Source organism: Bacillus sp. PSXD-155 (assembly GCF_049310765.1).
GTDB classification, from domain to species: Bacteria; Bacillota; Bacilli; order Bacillales; family Bacillaceae_G; genus Bacillus_A; species Bacillus_A cereus.
Genome location: NZ_JBMOWC010000005.1, coordinates 131,826 through 150,619, shown reverse-complemented (window position 1 = coordinate 150,619; position 18,794 = coordinate 131,826). Strand labels below are relative to the sequence as shown.

Genomic DNA, 18,794 nt, shown 5'->3' with positions numbered 1-18,794 from the left:
GTAAATATAAAAGAAAATTGCTCCCTACTTGTTACTTTATGTGATGAGGGGAGCAATTTTCTTTTTTGTTTTTTGTTTAGAAAATAAAAAGAGTCTAACAATAAGATGGATACAGTGTTATCTACATACGTTGCGCTTTGCAACGGTGATTATATAACAGCAAAATAGAAGGGAGCTTTTTCATGACTAAGTATATTTTTGTAACAGGCGGTGTAGTATCGTCTTTAGGGAAAGGTATTACAGCAGCATCTCTTGGAAGACTTTTAAAAAATCGTGGTTTAAATGTAACGATTCAAAAGTTTGATCCATACATTAACGTAGACCCAGGGACTATGAGCCCATACCAACACGGTGAGGTATTCGTAACAGATGATGGCGCAGAAACTGACTTAGACCTTGGTCACTATGAGCGTTTTATCGACATTAACTTAAACAAATACAGCAACGTAACAACAGGTAAAATTTACTCTTCAGTTCTTCAAAAAGAGCGTCGCGGTGAATATCTAGGAGGAACAGTTCAAGTTATTCCTCACATTACTAACGAAATTAAAGAGCGCGTATATCGTTCTGGCCGTGAAACAAATGCGGATGTTGTTATTACAGAAATCGGTGGAACTGTTGGTGATATCGAGTCTCTACCATTCTTAGAAGCAATCCGTCAAATTAAGAGCGACATCGGTCGTGACAATGTAATGTACATTCACTGTACGTTAATCCCGTACTTAAAAGCAGCGGGTGAAATGAAAACAAAACCAACGCAACATAGCGTTAAAGAACTTCGTAGCTTAGGTATTCAACCAAACATTATCGTTGTTCGTACAGAACTTCCTGTTTCTCAAGATATGAAAGACAAGCTTGCATTATTCTGTGACATCGATACAAAAGCAGTTATCGAAGCTCGCGATGCAGATACTTTATATGCGGTTCCATTATCTCTTCAAGAACAAAACATGGACCAAATCGTTTGTGATCACTTAAAATTAGACAATCCAGCTGCAGATATGACAGAGTGGACTGCGCTAGTTAACAAAGTACGTAACCTTTCTAAGAAAACAAAAATCGCTCTTGTTGGTAAATATGTAGAACTTCAAGATGCATATATTTCTGTTGTAGAAGCACTTCGTCATGCTGGTTACTCATTCGACACAGATGTAGAAGTAAAATGGGTAAATGCTGAGCACGTAACAGCAGAAAACGTAAAAGAATTAGTTGGCGATACAGATGGTATCCTTGTACCAGGTGGCTTCGGCGATCGTGGTGTAGAAGGTAAAATCGTTGCGATTCAATATGCTCGTGAAAACAAAGTTCCATTCTTAGGAATTTGCTTAGGTATGCAACTTGCATCAATCGAATTCGCACGTAATGTATTAGGTTTAGAAGGTGCTAACTCTTCTGAAATCAATCCTGATACGCCATATGCAATCATTGACTTATTACCAGAACAAAAAGATGTAGAGGACTTAGGTGGTACACTTCGTCTTGGTCTATACCCATGTAAGCTTGCTGAAGAAACAAATGCTTACAATGCTTATAATGAGCCGGTTGTATATGAGCGTCATCGTCATCGTTATGAGTTCAACAACCAGTTCCGTCCGGATATGGAAAAAGAAGGATTCGTATTCTCTGGTACAAGCCCAGACGGCCGTCTAGTTGAAATCATTGAATTAAAAGACCACCCTTGGTTCGTGGCAGCACAGTTCCACCCAGAACTTGTTTCTCGTCCAAACCGTCCACAACCATTGTTCCATGACTTCGTAAGAGCTTCTATTACGAATAAAGAGAGCAAGTAATAAAAAAAGCGCCTGAAATAAGGCGCTTTTTTTAATATTCATTTAACATTTCATCAATTATAAATTTGATTCCGTGATAAGCAAATAAAGCTACTATTAAGCTTGGGAACCCGTAGCGATTACCTTCATCGTCTGGAATAAGACCTTTTAACAATTTTGTATCAATATGTACGTCTGTATATTGTTCCAGTGATTCCGTACCTTCTTGAAGAGCAGAAATGCCGACAATAGAGTGTCCCTCTTCTTGTAGTTTTTTTGCAATTTCTACAACCGCTTCATCTGTTGAAAAACGGCTAATAAGAAGTACACGATCCGCAGAGGTTACTTCTGCTTCTTTACCATTTTCAAATAAGCGTTTTGCTTGCTTCATTGGTTCAGCACCGAATAGTGCTTCGGCAACAACGCCCTCCATTTCATTTGTACCATATAAATAAATGAAACCATCGCCAACTAGTGCTTGAGCAAGTAAACGAGCGCTATCTTCTATATTCATTTCTTCTTTTTGAGAAATTTTGGAGAAATAACCACTTAATTGAGTTGAAAAAATTTTTAACATAATATTACTCCTTTCGTACGTGCTTGCCGGCTTTCATTATAGTTTATTTTTTTAGAAAGGTGAAATCGTAGGGTAGCATAACAAAATAGGAAACGGTAAAATAAGAAAGAATAGGAAGGAATTTGCCAAAGAATAGCGAAAATAAATCGTTAAGATATAAGAAGCTTTAAATCTTGTACTTACACAGAAAGGTTGGGAATTATGGAAGGTAAAATTTTAATTGTTGATGATCAATATGGGATTCGTGTGTTATTACATGAAGTGTTCCAAAAAGAAGGTTATCAGACATTCCAAGCAGCGAATGGATTTCAAGCTTTAGATATCGTGAAAAAAGATAATCCAGATTTAGTAGTGTTAGATATGAAAATTCCAGGCATGGATGGTATAGAGATTTTAAAGCATGTAAAAGAAATTGATGAGAGTATTAAAGTCATTTTAATGACTGCTTATGGAGAGCTTGATATGATCCAAGAAGCAAAAGATTTAGGAGCTTTAATGCATTTTGCTAAACCATTTGATATTGATGAAATTCGTCAAGCTGTGAGAAATGAGCTCGCTGTAGAGGCGTAAAAATGAATTTTTTATAAAAAATATGGAAAAAAGCGTTTACATGGACTATTGTGCAGGTGAATACGGTTGAGTTTTTGAGTACAAGTTGTTATCCTATTGAGTGTAGAAAAAAGTCCGGTATGTAGATATACATATTTTACCTTATTCTGGTCATACTACCAGCGATAAGAACTTATCGGATACAAAAAACGTTTTTTAGGAGGATTCACCATGCCTTTAGTTTCTATGAAAGAAATGCTAAACAAAGCACTAGAAGGAAAATACGCAGTTGGTCAATTCAACATGAACAACTTAGAGTGGACTCAAGCTATCTTAGCTGCTGCGGAAGAAGAAAAATCTCCTGTAATCCTAGGTGTATCTGAGGGTGCAGCTCGTCATATGACTGGTTTCAAAACAGTTGTAGCTATGGTTAAAGCTTTAATCGAAGAAATGAACATCACTGTTCCTGTAGCGATTCACCTTGACCATGGTTCAAGCTTCGAAAAATGTAAAGAAGCAATCGATGCAGGTTTCACATCTGTAATGATCGACGCTTCTCACCACCCATTCGAAGAAAACGTTGAAACTACTAAACAAGTAGTAGAATACGCACACGCTCGTAACGTATCTGTTGAAGCTGAGCTTGGAACAGTTGGCGGACAAGAAGACGACGTAATCGCTGAAGGCGTAATTTACGCTGACCCAGCAGAGTGTAAGCACCTTGTTGAAGCAACAGGTATCGATTGCCTAGCTCCAGCTTTAGGTTCTGTACACGGTCCTTACAAAGGTGAGCCTAACTTAGGATTCGCTGAAATGGAACAAGTTCGTGACTTCACTGGCGTACCTTTAGTATTACATGGTGGTACTGGTATCCCAACTGCTGATATCGTAAAAGCTATCTCTTTAGGTACTTCAAAAATCAACGTAAACACTGAGAACCAAATCGAGTTTACAAAAGCTGTTCGTGAAGTATTAAACAAAGACCAAGAAGTTTACGATCCTCGTAAATTTATTGGACCTGGCCGCGACGCTATTAAAGCAACTGTTGCTGGTAAAATGCGTGAGTTCGGTTCTAACGGTAAAGCGTAAGAATAAAATTCCGTTTTGGAAACCGTCTAGTCTTTTAGACGGTTTCCTTTCGTTGTATAATGAAAGCGTGAACAAGTCGAAAGATTTTATCATTTTTGGTTTTTAAATAGAAAATAATGTGCATAGTCCTATTAATAAATGTGATAACGTATCTAAATTGATAAAGTGAATTCGATGAATAGTTGATCTTTATCTATTCGTGCTACAGGAGAAATGGAGATAATGGTTTCCTATTTATTGAGTTTTGGGATGGAAAGAGTAATTGAGATTCTTAAGGGGAGCTTTCTATGAAAAGATAGAAAGTAAATACATTCACAAGAAGGGAGCTCAATATGGAAAAATTGCTAATTGAAGGCGGAAGAGCTTTAAATGGAACAATTCGAGTAAGCGGTGCAAAGAACAGTGCCGTTGCATTAATTCCAGCGACAATTTTAGCAGATACTCCAGTAACTATTGGTGGTGTCCCTAATATTTCGGACGTGAAAATGTTAGGTGACTTACTAGAGGAAATTGGAGGGAAAGTAACTTATGGACAGGAGGAAGAGATGGTAGTCGATCCTTCTAACATGGTTGCAATGCCTTTGCCAAATGGAAAAGTGAAAAAATTGCGCGCTTCTTATTATTTAATGGGTGCGATGCTTGGCCGTTTTAAAAAAGCTGTTATTGGGCTTCCGGGTGGATGTCACTTAGGACCGAGGCCGATTGATCAGCATATTAAAGGGTTTGAAGCGCTAGGTGCACATGTTACAAATGAACAAGGTGCCATCTATTTAAGAGCAGATGAACTACATGGAGCACGTATTTATTTAGATGTTGTTAGTGTGGGGGCTACGATTAATATTATGCTAGCAGCTGTACGAGCAAAAGGTAGAACTGTTATTGAAAATGCAGCGAAAGAGCCCGAGATTATTGATGTAGCTACATTGTTAACAAGCATGGGAGCACGTATTAAAGGTGCTGGTACAGATGTAATCCGAATAGATGGTGTGGACTCTTTACATGGTTGTCACCATACTATCATCCCAGATCGTATTGAAGCTGGTACGTATATGATTCTAGGAGCTGCATCAGGAGGAGAAGTAACGGTTGATAACGTTATTCCTCAGCATTTAGAATCAGTTACTGCTAAGCTAAGAGAAGCTGGTGTTCAAGTTGAAACGAATGATGATCAAATTACAGTGAACGGTAATAGAAAGTTAAAAGTAGTTGATATCAAAACGCTTGTATATCCAGGTTTTCCAACAGATTTACAACAGCCGTTTACGACGCTTTTAACAAAGGCGCACGGGACGGGAGTTGTAACAGATACAATTTACGGTGCCCGTTTCAAACACATTGATGAATTACGTCGTATGAATGCTCAAATTAAAGTAGAAGGTCGTTCGGCAATTGTAACTGGTCCTGTGTTACTGCAAGGTGCAAAAGTGAAGGCGAGTGATTTACGAGCGGGAGCAGCACTTGTTATTGCAGGGTTAATGGCAGATGGAATTACAGAAGTAACAGGACTTGAGCATATTGATCGAGGTTATGAGAATATAGTGGACAAGCTTAAAGGGCTTGGAGCAAACATTTGGCGAGAACAAATGACAAAACAAGAAATTGAAGAGATGAAGAACGCATAAGTGATACTTCCGTAAGGGGGAAGCGAAGCATCACTACTTGCGGAAGTACACTTTATAGAAAAACACGGTTCACAAAATACGGCAGAAATACAAAGACTTAAAGGAGAGGGATTATTGTGGAAAGAAGTTTATCTATGGAGTTAGTACGTGTAACAGAGGCTGCAGCATTATCATCAGCGCGTTGGATGGGGCGCGGGAAAAAGGATGAGGCAGACGGTGCAGCAACATCAGCTATGCGTGATGTATTTGATACAATTCCGATGAAAGGTACAGTCGTAATTGGTGAAGGTGAGATGGATGAAGCACCAATGCTATATATCGGAGAGAAATTAGGTACAGGATATGGACCACGTGTAGACGTTGCGGTTGATCCTTTAGAAGGGACAAACATCGTAGCAGCTGGTGGCTGGAATGCTCTTGCTGTTATTGCAATTGCAGACCACGGTAATTTGTTACATGCTCCTGACATGTACATGGATAAAATCGCGGTTGGCCCAGAAGCAGTTGGGGCAGTCGACATTGATGCGCCTATTATTGATAACTTACGTGCAGTTGCGAAAGCGAAAAATAAAGACATTGAAGATGTTGTAGCAACAGTTTTAAACCGTCCACGTCACCAAGCAATTATCGAAGAAATTCGTAAGGCTGGTGCTCGTATTAAATTAATTAACGATGGAGATGTAGCTGGAGCAATTAATACAGCGTTTGACCGTACAGGTGTAGATATTCTATTTGGATCTGGTGGAGCACCTGAAGGTGTATTAGCAGCAGTTGCTTTAAAATGTTTAGGTGGAGAAATTCACGGAAAACTATTGCCACAAAACGAAGCTGAATTAGCACGTTGTAAAAAAATGGGCATAGAAGACATTAATCGTATCCTTCGTATGGAGGACTTAGTAAAAGGTGACGATGCAATCTTTGCAGCAACAGGTGTAACAGATGGTGAACTATTACGTGGTGTTCAATTTAAAGGTAGCGTAGGAACAACACAATCTCTTGTTATGCGTGCAAAATCAGGCACAGTTCGCTTCGTAGATGGTCGTCATAGCTTAAATAAAAAACCGAACTTGGTTATTAAGTAAAAGGTGGAAGCGGCTCGCTCAGAATCGCAGGACATTGGAACTCTCGACCTTGAAGCGCTCTTTGCTTCGAGTGAGAGAGTGAAATGACCGGAGATTCTAGCCACTGGAACTGGATTAAGTAAAAAGCGTAAGCGGCTCGTTCAGAAAGGTTAAAATGGTCGATCTTTTTAACTATCGGAGCCGGAACTAAATTAAATAAGAAGCGAAGACAAATTTTCTTGTCTTCGCTTCTTGTATTTGTGTTCCAACGTATTGATTAAAACTAGATAAAAGGGTTACAATAGTGAATATTACCCTACTTGAACTTATTGCCTTTCATTATTAATTATTTGCCTTCCGTATTTTTTCCCTTTACCCATGAAAAAAGAGAATAACGTTAAAGTGTGGTGTCTGAATGAATTTGTCAATTGCAGCATTAGAAAACATGAAATTAAAAGAGTTATACGAGCTTGCGAAAGAATTTAAGATTTCGTATTATAGCAAGTTAACGAAAAAAGAGTTAATCTTTTCTATTTTGAAAGCTCGAGCAGAAAAAGAAGGTTTCTTTTTCATGGAAGGCGTATTAGAAATTATTCAATCAGAAGGATTTGGATTCCTACGTCCTATCAACTATTCTCCAAGCTCAGAAGATATTTATATCTCAGCTTCGCAAATTCGTCGTTTCGATTTACGTAATGGAGACAAAGTTTCTGGTAAAGTACGACCTCCGAAAGAAAATGAACGCTATTTTGGGTTATTACAAGTTGAAGCTGTAAACGGAGATGATCCAGATTCAGCAAAAGAGCGTGTGCATTTCCCTGCATTAACACCATTATACCCAGATCGCCAAATGAAATTGGAAACGGAACCGAAAAAGTTACCGACACGTATCATGGATTTAATCGCACCAGTTGGATTTGGACAACGTGGTTTAATTGTTGCGCCTCCAAAGGCTGGTAAAACAAGTCTATTAAAAGAAATTGCACACAGTGTTACAACAAATCATCCAGAAGCAGAATTAATTGTGCTTTTAATTGATGAGCGTCCAGAGGAAGTAACAGACATTGAACGTTCTGTTAAGGGCGACGTTGTAAGTTCTACTTTTGATGAAGTACCAGAAAATCATATTAAAGTAGCTGAACTTGTGTTAGAACGTGCAATGCGTCTTGTAGAGCACAAAAAAGATGTTATCATTTTAATGGATAGTATTACCCGTTTAGCGCGAGCTTACAACCTCGTTATTCCGCCAAGTGGTAGAACATTATCGGGTGGTATCGACCCAGCGGCTTTCCATAGACCGAAGCGTTTCTTTGGAGCTGCACGTAATATTGAAGAAGGCGGTAGCTTAACGATTTTAGCAACAGCCCTTGTTGATACAGGATCTCGTATGGACGATGTTATTTACGAGGAATTTAAAGGAACTGGAAATATGGAACTTCACTTAGATCGTTCGTTAGCTGAACGTCGTATCTTCCCAGCGATTGATATTCGTCGTTCTGGTACACGTAAAGAAGATCTATTAATTCCAAAAGAGCATTTAGACAAGTTATGGGGCATTCGTAAAACAATGCGTGATACACCAGACTTTGTTGAAAGTTTCTTACGTAAGCTTCGTCAAACGAAGACAAACGAAGAATTTTTACAAAACATTGTTGCAGACTCGAAAAGATATGTAACAACTAAGTAAAGGGAAAAGATTGGGACTCGCTTATTTTATAGTAAGCGAGTTTTTTATGCCTTTTAGGTGATATTAAAGAGAGAAATAAGTGGGAGAACCTTAGCTGGTCAGAGCAGAACGAACCGCCTCCACTTTAAGGTGATATCTAGCTCCAGCGGCTAGAATGGTAGGTGGCTTCGCGTCTTCCTACGAGGTAAAAAGCACCTCTACGTCAGAAGCTCCATCCCCCTCCCATTCTGAACGAGCCGCTTCTGCTTTTAAATTGTATCTAGTTCCGACGGCTAGCTCTTCGTGTCTAAGAACCTCCCGCACTAAAGGTAAAAAGCACCTTTTGTGCGAGAGAACCTTAGCCAGTCAGAGCTAAACGAGCCGTCTACACTTTAAATTTCAAAAGACAAAAACAGGTAGTTGCAAAATGAAGTTAGCCTTGTTATAATTTCATCATATGTGTTTCATCAATATAGTTGTGTATGCAGCTGAAGATGAAAAACTCTGTTTCGAAAATGATTCAGGGCGGAAGGAGATGAAAAGAATGAAAGCAGGAATTCACCCAGATTACAAGAAAGTTGTATTCATGGACACAAACACAGGCTTCAAATTCTTAAGCGGGTCTACTAAAGGCTCTAGCGAAACTGTTGAGTGGGAAGATGGTAACACTTATCCATTACTAAAAGTTGAGATCAGTTCTGATTCTCACCCATTCTACACTGGACGTCAGAAGTTTGCTACTGCAGACGGACGCGTTGATCGCTTCAATAAGAAATACGGTATCAAGTAATAAAAACATAAAACAGGCAAGTGTATGTATTCGCTTGTCTGTTTTTTTTGTGAAAATATTATACCTTTACCCTACTTTTAACTAAAAAGTAGATGAAAGGAGAGCTTCATGTACTTAATAAATCAAAATGGCTGGATTGAAGTGATTTGCGGTAGTATGTTTTCTGGTAAATCAGAAGAGTTAATCCGCCGTGTGCGCCGTACGCAATTTGCGAAACAACATGCAATTGTATTTAAACCATGTATTGATAATCGCTATAGTGAAGAAGACGTTGTATCACATAACGGATTAAAGGTAAAAGCAGTTCCTGTTTCAGCTTCAAAAGATATATTTGAACATATCACTGAAGATATGGATGTAATTGCAATCGATGAGGTACAATTCTTTGATGGGGACATTGTGGAAGTGGTGCAAGTATTGGCAAATCGTGGCTATCGTGTCATTGTAGCTGGTTTAGACCAAGATTTCCGTGGTCTACCATTTGGACAAGTTCCTCAGCTGATGGCGATTGCTGAACATGTAACAAAGCTACAAGCAGTATGTTCTGCATGTGGATCTCCGGCAAGTCGTACACAACGATTAATTGATGGAGAACCAGCGGCATTTGATGATCCGATTATTTTAGTTGGGGCTTCAGAATCGTATGAGCCACGCTGTCGTCATTGTCATGCAGTTCCTACAAACAAAGATAAGTAAAACTCGCTGCGCAAGGCGGGTTTTTTTCAGAATAGAGAGTGTGGTTGGTGTGAGCCGCTTACGCTTTTAAATATAATTTGCGTTTTTTTGAGTAAGTACCATATACTATTTGTATTAGATACTAGGATGTAGAGGTGAATGATGTGTTAGATCGTTTGCAAGCTGTAGAAAATCGTTATGAGAAGTTAAATGAATTGTTAAGTGACCCAGAGGTTATTAGCGATACAAATAAACTTCGTGAATATTCAAAGGAACAGTCTGATATACAGGAAACGGTAGAGGTGTATCGTGAGTATAAGGATGTTCGTGAGCAATTAAAAGATGCGAAAGCAATGTTAGAAGAGAAGTTAGACGCAGAAATGCGTGACATGGTAAAAGAAGAGGTTTCTGAGTTAGAATCACAAGAAAAAACGTTATCAGAACGTCTGAAAATTTTACTAGTTCCAAAGGACCCTAATGATGATAAGAACGTTATCGTTGAGGTTCGTGGGGCTGCTGGTGGCGACGAGGCCGCTTTATTTGCTGGTGACTTATACCGCATGTATAGCCGTTATGCTGAGGTTCAAGGTTGGAAAACAGAAATTATCGAGGCTAGCTATACAGAGTTAGGTGGATATAAAGAGATTATCTTTATGATTAACGGTAAAGGTGCTTTCGCGAAGCTGAAATTCGAGAATGGTGCTCACCGTGTACAACGTGTTCCTGAAACGGAATCTGGTGGACGTATTCATACATCTACAGCAACTGTAGCTGTATTACCAGAGGCAGAGGAAGTAGAAATCGACATTCACGAGAAAGATGTTCGTGTTGATACATTCGCTTCTAGTGGTCCTGGTGGACAAAGTGTTAATACAACGATGTCAGCGGTACGTTTAACGCATTTACCGACTGGTGTAGTTGTATCTTGTCAGGATGAGAAATCACAAATTAAGAATAAAGAAAAAGCGATGAAAGTATTACGCGCACGTGTTTATGATAAGTTTAGACAAGAAGCACAAGCTGAATATGATCAAAACCGTAAACAAGCTGTTGGTACGGGTGATCGTTCAGAGCGTATTCGTACGTATAACTTCCCGCAAAACCGTGTTACAGACCATCGAATCGGTTTAACGATTCAAAAGCTAGATCAAATCTTACAAGGTAAGTTAGATGATTTCATCAATGCCTTAGTGATGGAAGATCAGGCTCAAAGGATGGAGGCAGCTGAGTAATGCGTGTCTATGAAGCCCTGAAATGGGCTTCTTCTTTTTTACAGGAAAATGGACGAGATGAAAATGCGGGAGAAATTGTCCTTTGTCATGTATTAAAGATGAACAGAACAGGATTACTTATGAATATGCGTGAAGAAATAAATGAGGAACAAGAGGCAAGCTTTACAGAGTTTATCCACAAGCATGTAGAAGGTATTCCTATTCAATATATGATTGGTTATGAAATGTTTTATGGCCGGTCGTTCTTTGTGAATGAAGAAGTATTAATACCAAGACCGGAAACAGAAGAGCTTATAGTAGGAGTATTAGAAAGAATTGAGCGCCATTTTGGCGACAAGGAACTACATGTAGCAGATATAGGCACAGGTAGTGGAGCGATTTCTATTACGCTTGCTTTAGAAAATAAAAATCTCCACGTGTATACAGTAGATATTGCACAAGAGTCGATTGAAGTTGCAAAAGAAAATGCAAAAGCTTTAGGTGCAGAAGTAACGTTCTATCACGGTGATTTATTGTCACCATTTGATAAAACGGGTCAAAAGCTAGATGTTGTTGTTTCAAATCCTCCATATATACCGGAAGAGGATTGGCGTGGTCTTTCTCCTGTTGTGAAAGAGCATGAGCCGAAGAGAGCGCTTGTTGGTGGAGAAGACGGATTAGATTTTTATCGCCGTTTTATGGAAGAATTGCCGAATGTGTTGCAGGAGAAAGCAATTGTAGCGTTTGAAATTGGAGTAGGACAAGGTGAGGATGTAAAAAGATTGTTACAACAAGCTTTTCCACATGCCCATGTTGAGGTTGTTTTTGATATTAACGGAAAAGACCGTATGGTATTTGCAGAGATGGAGTAAGGTTCACACCTTACTCCATTTTTTTGTGGGAAAATTCATATAGATTTTGAATTTAATAGTTTAGAAATATGAAAGTCTGTCCACACTGTTTGTAGAGGGGACGGTGGAGGAAATGAAAAAACAAGTTATTGCTTATCTTCTTATATTATTAATTGGTGCACAGTTACTTGTGCAGTTTGGATATATGAAAGCTGATGCAAAAGGGCCTTCAGTTATTCCGAAAGAGGCCGTTCGATTACGAATTTTAGCAAATAGTGATTCAGATAAAGACCAGGCATTAAAGCGTAAAGTGCGTGATGAAGTAAAAGCACAAATTGATGGATGGGTAGCGGATTTAACTTCATTTGAAGAGGCGCGCAAAGTAATTCAAAGTCATATTCCAGAAATCGAGAAAACGGTGGAAAATACGTTAAAAAGAGAAGGAAGTAAAGAATCATTTCAAGTGAAATTTAGTAAGAATGTAAAGTTTCCTACAAAGGTATATGGGAATTTTATTTATCCAGCAGGAGAATATGAAGCGGTATTGATTACAATTGGAGAAGGTGAAGGGGCGAACTGGTGGTGTGTATTATTTCCACCAATGTGTTTCTTAGATTTTTCGAGTGGGACAGCTGTAAGAAAAGAAGAGCACGTTGTGAAGGCGGAATCTCCTGAAGAGGAGCAGGTGAAACAACTAGATGAGGAAGTAGTAAATACAGAAGAGAAGAAAGTGGATAAGGTAAAAGAAACGAAAGTTGTAAAACAGGAGGTAGTAAAAAAAGTAACATCTTCTGAAAAGAAAGTAGTAAAAAATGAAACAAAAGTCGAAGAGCAGCCTGTAAGTAAAGAAGAAACAAAAACTGTGGAAAAAGTGGAGAAACCTGTGGAGAAAAAACAAGAAAAGCAAAATGAGTATGTAAAAGTAGAAGAGGAAGAAGAAAAGCCAGAAGTTAAATTGTTTATTGTAGAAGCTTTTACATCTTTATTCTCTAAATAGTACTATTAATAAATCCCTCCTCATATATAAAAATGAGGAGGGATTTATTATGAAGAAAGTGTATTTTGCTACGAAAGCAGATGTGGAAAGATTACATTCTTTTTTCGGACAAGCTAATAAAAAAGATGATAAAATAAATGAGTTGTACGCACAATTTATGATTTTGGAAGAGGCGGAAGAAATACGAGCTGTAATTGGTTATGAACAAAGTGGGGAAGATGTACTTATTCGTTCTTGTTTATTCACACCTCATGTGGATAAACAGACTTTCTTATATTTTTTTGAAATGTTTTTGCAGTATATGAAAGAAAAAAGTGTTCAACAATTGTACTTACTAACAAACCATCCACAATCTGTACCAATCTTTCAGTTCTTTGACTTTTTTACTATAGAAAAGGATGAGGTTCCAGAGGGAATTCAACAGTTAGAACATTTTTGTAAAAATATAAAAGAGCAGAATGCAATAATACTAAATTGTCAGCTATTCACAAAGTTATCCACGGATTAATTAGGTTTATCCACATTTTGTGGATAAACCTTGTTTGTCTTTTGGATAAATCTCATAGTAAACTAAAAATAGACAAGTATTTAAGGGTAGAAAAGGACGTGGAAAAAAATGCATACAAATATGTGGGTTGTGGATAATGTTGTGGAAAGAAAAAAATATTATCCACAGTTACAAGAAGCAGCAAAATTATTAAGAGAAAATGAGGCGGTTGCTTTCCCTACGGAAACAGTATATGGGTTAGGTGCAAACGCGATGGATGATGAAGCAATCGCAAAAATTTTCGAAGCGAAAGGAAGACCGAGTGATAATCCACTCATTGTCCACATAGGTACAAAATCTCAGTTAGATGGGATTGTGAAAGAAATTCCACCAGTTGCAGAGAAGTTAATGGCGCATTTTTGGCCAGGACCATTAACAATTATTTTGCCGAGAAAAGAAGGGATTTCAGAGAGGGTGACAGCAGGACTTAATACGGTTGGGGTAAGAATGCCTGATCATCCAGTTGCACTTGCTCTTATTGAAGAGGCGAATGTACCTGTTGCGGCACCAAGTGCGAATCGTTCAGGGCGTCCAAGTCCAACACTAGCTTCTCACGTATATGAAGATTTGAACGGGAAGATCGCAGGTATTGTTGATGGTGGTGCAACTGGAGTAGGCGTTGAATCAACTGTAATTGATTGTACAAGCACGGTTCCAACAATATTACGTCCAGGTGGGATTACGAAAGAACAATTAGAAGCAGTGATAGGTACCGTTTCTTTAGATCCAGCTTTAAAGGATGAGAAGGAAAAACCGAAATCACCTGGAATGAAATACACACATTATGCGCCGAAAGCACCACTTAGTATTGTTGAGGGCTCACGTGAGTTTATTCAGCATCTTGTAGATGAGAAAAAGGAAGAAGGATTTAAAGTAGGCGTATTAACGACAGAAGAGTATCAGCATGTATATAGCGCAGATGTTATATTATCTTGTGGTGTTCGAAGTGACTTAGCTAGCGTTGCGACTAAATTATATGATGTACTTAGAACATTTGATGCAAGTGAAGTGGATGTTATTTTTAGTGAGTCGTTCCCTAATGAAGGAATAGGAAATGCTATTATGAATCGTTTAACAAAAGCGGCAGGACATCATATTATTATTGAATGATAAGGTACGATTAGCAAACAGAATATTTCTCCTTGGATAAGCATATTGTGAAGTAGCACGTCCAAGGAGGGGCATGAATGACGTTTGAACAGCTAATACCTTTAATAATTATGGCATTCGCCTTAGGGATGGATGCATTCTCGGTGAGTCTTGGTATGGGGATGATGCCCCTAAAGTTAAGACAAATCCTGTATATTGGTATGACGATAGGGATATTTCATATTATTATGCCGTTTATAGGAATGGTACTAGGTCGTTTTTTATCAGAGAAATATGGAGATATTGCACATTTTGCGGGTGCTATTTTATTAATCGGATTAGGTTTTTATATCGTATATTCGACCATTTTACAAAATGAAGAGACTAGAACTGCCCCTATTGGAATTAGCTTATTCGTATTTGCATTTGGCGTTAGTATAGATAGTTTCTCAGTAGGGCTTAGTCTTGGTATTTATGGGGCACAAACAATCATTACAATATTACTTTTTGGATTTGTTAGCATGTTATTAGCATGGATTGGCCTATTAATTGGTAGACATGCGAAAGATATGCTCGGTACATATGGCGAGATAGTAGGTGGCATCATTTTGGTTGGATTTGGATTATATATCCTTTTTCCTATATAATTTTATGTAGGAGGGAATTACGAACAAGCTATTGGAATGGTATGTTAAGTTTTTAACCTTCTTTCCTCGATGGCTAAGAATACTTATAATTTGGGGTATTATTTTGCAAATTTCGATGTTAGGTTGGATTAAGTTAATTCGTGAATGGTGAGATGGTTCCTTTCTGTGAATATTTTGTTTGTACTATATTTATTGCACTAAAAATTACAGATATAGAAAGGATGAGATGAATGACGAGATTGAAGCAAGTTTTTGGTGTTATTATTAGTTTTTTTGTTTTTTGGTTTAGTATGCTCGGTGTACAAATGTTTGCTGAGTTTTTAGATATTGAGTCATTGAAATTTGTTGCGGGAAAGACTGAGGCGGCGCGTGCCTTTTACTCTCCGTACCCGTTTTTAATTGTTTTTCTTATTACACTGCTTTCCCTATACTTCTTCGTAATGAAGCTAGGGAAACCGAAAAAAGAAAAACTGCCTACTTTAGAGGAAAAGAAGGAAGAATTACAATGATAAAAATCCCCTGCTAAAAAGCAGGGGATTTTTATGTTTGAGTGATGGCAGGAATCGATTCTGAGCGAGCCGCTTCCGCTTTTAGATATTATCCAGTTCCAGCGGCTAGAATGGTCGGTGGCTTCGCGTCTTCCTGCGAGGCAAAAAGCGCCTCTACGTCAGAAGCTCTATCCCCCTCCCATTCTGAGCGAGCCGCTTTCGCTTTTAAATATTATCCAGCTTCAGCGGCTAGAATCTCCGGTCATTTCGCTCTCTCGCATGAAGCAAAAAGCGCTTCAAGGTCGAGAGCTCCAATGCCCTGCGATTCTGAGCGAGCCGCTTCCACTTTTAGATTGGCCTAACTAATTCAAATTGTTCTCCTAATTTTGCATAGTTGTGTCCTGCTAGGCGGCTTATTGGTTTGAGTCCTTCTGCGTGAATGCGCCCTTTTTCATATAGATGTTCGGCAACGTGGAAACGAACGACGCGTCCAATTAGTAGATCACAAGCTGGTGAGTCTTCTGTTCCACCAAGTGGAATTGCACGTTCTAATACGCATTCCATTCGAATATTTGCTTCTTTTACACCTGGAACGGAGATGACTTCACTTTCAATTGGTGTTAGTTTTGCTAGTTCAATTTCACTTTCATTTGGCGGGAGATTAGCTGCTGTTTCATTAATTGCTGCTACATATGATTCGTCAGAAATATGTACGACAAATTCACCTTTTTCAATTGCGTTTCGGGAAGTGTCCTTTCTTTCTCCGGCTTTTCGTTGTACAGATACTGAGATAAGTGGTGGATTAGCAGCGACAATATTAAAATAACTATATGGTGCGCCGTTTAATACACCGTCTTTTGTTAAAGAAGTAACGAATGCGACAGGGCGAGGGATGATACTTCCAGTAAGTAATTTGTAATTATCTTTTTCAGTTTGTTCATTTGGATTAATGGATAACATGCTTGTAATCCCCTTTCTAAATATGAATACTTATTGTTTGTTTACAAGATAACGATGAGAAAATCCTGCTGGAAATAATATTTTGTTTCATAAAAAGAACTTACTTCAATTGTAATGAAGTAAGTTCTTTTTCAAGAATCTCAAATCTGAGATAAAAATTAAAGTAAAACGTATGCGCCAGGTCCGATTAAAGCTACACCAACAGCAACAGCGATTAACATTAAGTTATATTCATATCCATTTTGTGTTACCCAGTAACCATTTTTTCCGTGAACAGTGAAGATAGCCATTAACATTGTTCCAACGATAAATAATGAACCAACTACAATGAAAATACCTGATGCGAATAAGAAACCACCTAGTAATTCAGTTGCGCCAGCCATAAATGCCATAAATACACCAGGGCGTAAACCGATTGACTCCATCCAGCCACCTGTTCCTTTTAAACCGTAACCGCCGAACCAACCAAATAATTTTTGAGCGCCATGACCCATGAATGTAATTCCTATAATAAGACGAATAATAAGTAGACCGAAATCCATCATTTTTAAAAAACCCCCTAAAAGTTATTAACTTACCTTACGTAAGTAATAATAAAATAGTTACTTACTTTAGTCAAGTGGATTTTGAAAAAATTTTGAATTAAATTTTACAAATTAACAACAAAAAATAAAATGTGGTAAAGACCTCTAGACAAGTTGGGCAAAAAAAGAGAAAATATAAATAGAAGTTAACTTCTTATTGTTATTCAGACAATCAGAATTGACTGGAATTTTGTGAAGCGCTACAATAAGAGTCTATTAGTAATGACGTAATTTATTTCGAAAGCGTTTTTACAGTATAATATTCGAAGTATGAAGTCTTACATGTATCCCGAGCTTTACTAGGGATTGCCCTATAAACTTTTAGGTAAATTATAAGGAGGACTATCCTATGTTTAAAAAATTATTCGGTCTTGGTTCAAAAACAAATGAAGAAACAATCGTAGCTCCATTAACTGGAGCAGTGAAAAATATTGAAGAAGTACCAGATCCAGTATTCGCTGGTCGTATGATGGGTGACGGTGTTGCAATCGATCCTACTGAAGGTGTAGTTGTATCTCCAGTTGATGGTGAAATCGTACAATTATTCCACACAAAACATGCTATCGGAATTAAAGCGAAAAACGGCACAGAAATTTTAATCCACGTTGGATTAGAAACTGTAAAAATGGAAGGCGAAGGTTTCGAAGCTCACGTTTCTGAAGGCCAAGCTGTAAAAGCTGGAGATAAATTAATCTCATTCGACTTAGAATTAATCCGTGAAAAAGCGAAAAGCACAATTACTCCAATCGTTATTACAAACACAGATGCAGCTGAGTCTATTAAGACAACTGTAGGCGTAACAGCTACAAAAGGTTCAACAGAAGTAATGAAAGTTACAATGAAATAATTGCTGTATAAGAGGAATCCGTTTCGTATGAAATGGATTCCTTATTTTTGTTGCATATTCAGTAGGTATGTTAAAATACTCTGGGCACTTGGAAATAGGGTTTCACATATATGTGGATAAGGCGCATTTTTCTTAGAAAAAATATAAGAGAAATGCGCCTTTTGTATATTCACATTTCTTTTGTTCTATTCTAATGTAAGTTATGATGAGTGGTAAGAAATCGAATATAGGGGTGGGTTTGGATGAAACGAGTATTATTTGTTTGTACTGGCAATACATGTCGTAGTCCAATGGCTGAGGCGTTGCTTCGTCATCACGGAGGAGATAGGTTTGAAGTACAATCTGCCGGTGTTTTCGCCTATCCTGGGAGCGATGCATCGGTACATGCGAAGGAAGCTTTAGCTGAAAAAGGGATTTCAATTGACCATACCGCGCAGCAAGTAAACGAAACTTTGCTTGATTGGGCTGATATTGTCGTAACGATGACAGAAAATCATAAACAAATTGTACTTGGGCATTATCCGAGTGTTGAAAAGAAATTGAATACGTTATATGGATTAACTGAAGGTATAGGCAAGGACATTTCAGATCCATTTGGAGGCTCGCTTTCTATTTATAAAGAAACGTTAGATGAGATGGAAAAACTTGTACAAACTTTACTGAAAAAACATTCGGTAGGTTGATGTTTCGTGTATAATACGATATTGGAGATCACTTCGTCCTATTGAGGTAGCGAGTGTGAAATGAAGATAATTGATTGAAACTTTGGAGGGGT

Annotated in this window: 20 protein-coding genes; 17 read left to right on the top strand and 3 right to left on the bottom strand. The window is 38.1% G+C overall.

The window, feature by feature from the left end; translation table 11 throughout:
• Positions 1 to 182: 182 nt before the first annotated feature.
• On the top strand, positions 183 to 1,790 hold the full coding sequence (pyrG, locus tag ACO6VI_RS07310) for a CTP synthase (RefSeq protein ID WP_000170447.1): 1,608 nt from the start codon (positions 183 to 185) through the stop codon (positions 1,788 to 1,790).
• A 31-nt stretch (positions 1,791 to 1,821) separates the two neighbouring features.
• Here pyrG and ACO6VI_RS07305 read toward each other — a convergent pair whose 3' ends face one another.
• Positions 1,822 to 2,346 (bottom strand): DUF2529 domain-containing protein, encoded by a 525-nt coding sequence (locus ACO6VI_RS07305; RefSeq protein WP_071731518.1) that lies wholly within the window; start codon positions 2,344 to 2,346, stop codon positions 1,822 to 1,824.
• 201 nt (positions 2,347 to 2,547) lie between these two features.
• Between ACO6VI_RS07305 and spo0F the strand changes: the two genes are divergently transcribed.
• The 14 genes from spo0F to ACO6VI_RS07235 all read left to right on the top strand — a co-directional run bounded on the left by spo0F (position 2,548) and on the right by ACO6VI_RS07235 (position 15,649).
• Positions 2,548 to 2,916: a sporulation initiation phosphotransferase Spo0F gene (gene spo0F, locus ACO6VI_RS07300; RefSeq protein WP_000398594.1), complete on the top strand. Its 369-nt coding sequence runs from the start codon at positions 2,548 to 2,550 to the stop codon at positions 2,914 to 2,916.
• Between the two features lie 210 nt (positions 2,917 to 3,126).
• Entirely contained in the window at positions 3,127 to 3,984 is an 858-nt protein-coding gene (locus ACO6VI_RS07295; protein ID WP_001131856.1) for a class II fructose-bisphosphate aldolase, read from the top strand.
• A 332-nt stretch (positions 3,985 to 4,316) separates the two neighbouring features.
• The gene (gene murA, locus ACO6VI_RS07290) at positions 4,317 to 5,606 is read left to right on the top strand and encodes a UDP-N-acetylglucosamine 1-carboxyvinyltransferase (RefSeq protein WP_000413248.1); all 1,290 of its coding nucleotides are present in this window, start codon (positions 4,317 to 4,319) and stop codon (positions 5,604 to 5,606) included.
• 116 nt (positions 5,607 to 5,722) lie between these two features.
• A complete protein-coding gene (gene glpX / locus ACO6VI_RS07285; protein WP_000442336.1) occupies positions 5,723 to 6,688 on the top strand; it encodes a class II fructose-bisphosphatase in 966 nt (321 codons plus the stop codon).
• Positions 6,689 to 7,082: 394 nt separating this feature from the next.
• Positions 7,083 to 8,354, top strand: coding sequence for a transcription termination factor Rho (gene rho, locus ACO6VI_RS07280; protein WP_001053903.1), 1,272 nt, complete (start codon positions 7,083 to 7,085; stop codon positions 8,352 to 8,354).
• A 523-nt stretch (positions 8,355 to 8,877) separates the two neighbouring features.
• A complete protein-coding gene (locus ACO6VI_RS07275; RefSeq protein WP_000643435.1) occupies positions 8,878 to 9,123 on the top strand; it encodes a type B 50S ribosomal protein L31 in 246 nt (81 codons plus the stop codon).
• Positions 9,124 to 9,231: 108 nt separating this feature from the next.
• Positions 9,232 to 9,819: a thymidine kinase gene (locus ACO6VI_RS07270; protein WP_000280851.1), complete on the top strand. Its 588-nt coding sequence runs from the start codon at positions 9,232 to 9,234 to the stop codon at positions 9,817 to 9,819.
• A 143-nt stretch (positions 9,820 to 9,962) separates the two neighbouring features.
• Complete coding sequence (prfA, locus tag ACO6VI_RS07265) at positions 9,963 to 11,030, top strand: peptide chain release factor 1 (RefSeq protein ID WP_000887066.1); 1,068 nt, start codon at positions 9,963 to 9,965, stop codon at positions 11,028 to 11,030.
• Entirely contained in the window at positions 11,030 to 11,881 is an 852-nt protein-coding gene (prmC, locus tag ACO6VI_RS07260) for a peptide chain release factor N(5)-glutamine methyltransferase (RefSeq protein ID WP_001267022.1), read from the top strand. Before prfA ends, prmC begins: the two co-directional genes overlap by 1 nt.
• Before the next feature lie 112 nt (positions 11,882 to 11,993).
• On the top strand, positions 11,994 to 12,857 hold the full coding sequence (spoIIR, locus tag ACO6VI_RS07255) for a stage II sporulation protein R (RefSeq protein ID WP_000745068.1): 864 nt from the start codon (positions 11,994 to 11,996) through the stop codon (positions 12,855 to 12,857).
• Positions 12,858 to 12,906: 49 nt separating this feature from the next.
• Complete coding sequence (locus ACO6VI_RS07250; RefSeq protein WP_000758437.1) at positions 12,907 to 13,365, top strand: mechanosensitive ion channel protein; 459 nt, start codon at positions 12,907 to 12,909, stop codon at positions 13,363 to 13,365.
• Between the two features lie 108 nt (positions 13,366 to 13,473).
• Complete coding sequence (locus tag ACO6VI_RS07245) at positions 13,474 to 14,514, top strand: L-threonylcarbamoyladenylate synthase (protein WP_050844751.1); 1,041 nt, start codon at positions 13,474 to 13,476, stop codon at positions 14,512 to 14,514.
• A 77-nt stretch (positions 14,515 to 14,591) separates the two neighbouring features.
• Complete coding sequence (locus ACO6VI_RS07240) at positions 14,592 to 15,140, top strand: manganese efflux pump MntP family protein (protein ID WP_000142475.1); 549 nt, start codon at positions 14,592 to 14,594, stop codon at positions 15,138 to 15,140.
• 230 nt (positions 15,141 to 15,370) lie between these two features.
• Positions 15,371 to 15,649: a DUF3935 domain-containing protein gene (locus ACO6VI_RS07235; RefSeq protein WP_071731517.1), complete on the top strand. Its 279-nt coding sequence runs from the start codon at positions 15,371 to 15,373 to the stop codon at positions 15,647 to 15,649.
• A 327-nt stretch (positions 15,650 to 15,976) separates the two neighbouring features.
• On the opposite strand, the gene ACO6VI_RS07230 is transcribed toward ACO6VI_RS07235, so the two are convergent.
• Positions 15,977 to 16,588: a flavin reductase family protein gene (locus tag ACO6VI_RS07230; protein WP_000949045.1), complete on the bottom strand. Its 612-nt coding sequence runs from the start codon at positions 16,586 to 16,588 to the stop codon at positions 15,977 to 15,979.
• A 158-nt stretch (positions 16,589 to 16,746) separates the two neighbouring features.
• Positions 16,747 to 17,133 (bottom strand): DoxX family protein, encoded by a 387-nt coding sequence (locus ACO6VI_RS07225; protein WP_000968616.1) that lies wholly within the window; start codon positions 17,131 to 17,133, stop codon positions 16,747 to 16,749.
• 388 nt (positions 17,134 to 17,521) lie between these two features.
• Between ACO6VI_RS07225 and ACO6VI_RS07220 the strand changes: the two genes are divergently transcribed.
• Positions 17,522 to 18,019: a PTS sugar transporter subunit IIA gene (locus ACO6VI_RS07220; protein WP_000473666.1), complete on the top strand. Its 498-nt coding sequence runs from the start codon at positions 17,522 to 17,524 to the stop codon at positions 18,017 to 18,019.
• A 242-nt stretch (positions 18,020 to 18,261) separates the two neighbouring features.
• Positions 18,262 to 18,702 (top strand): low molecular weight protein arginine phosphatase, encoded by a 441-nt coding sequence (locus tag ACO6VI_RS07215; RefSeq protein ID WP_000832375.1) that lies wholly within the window; start codon positions 18,262 to 18,264, stop codon positions 18,700 to 18,702.
• Positions 18,703 to 18,794: the final 92 nt, after the last annotated feature.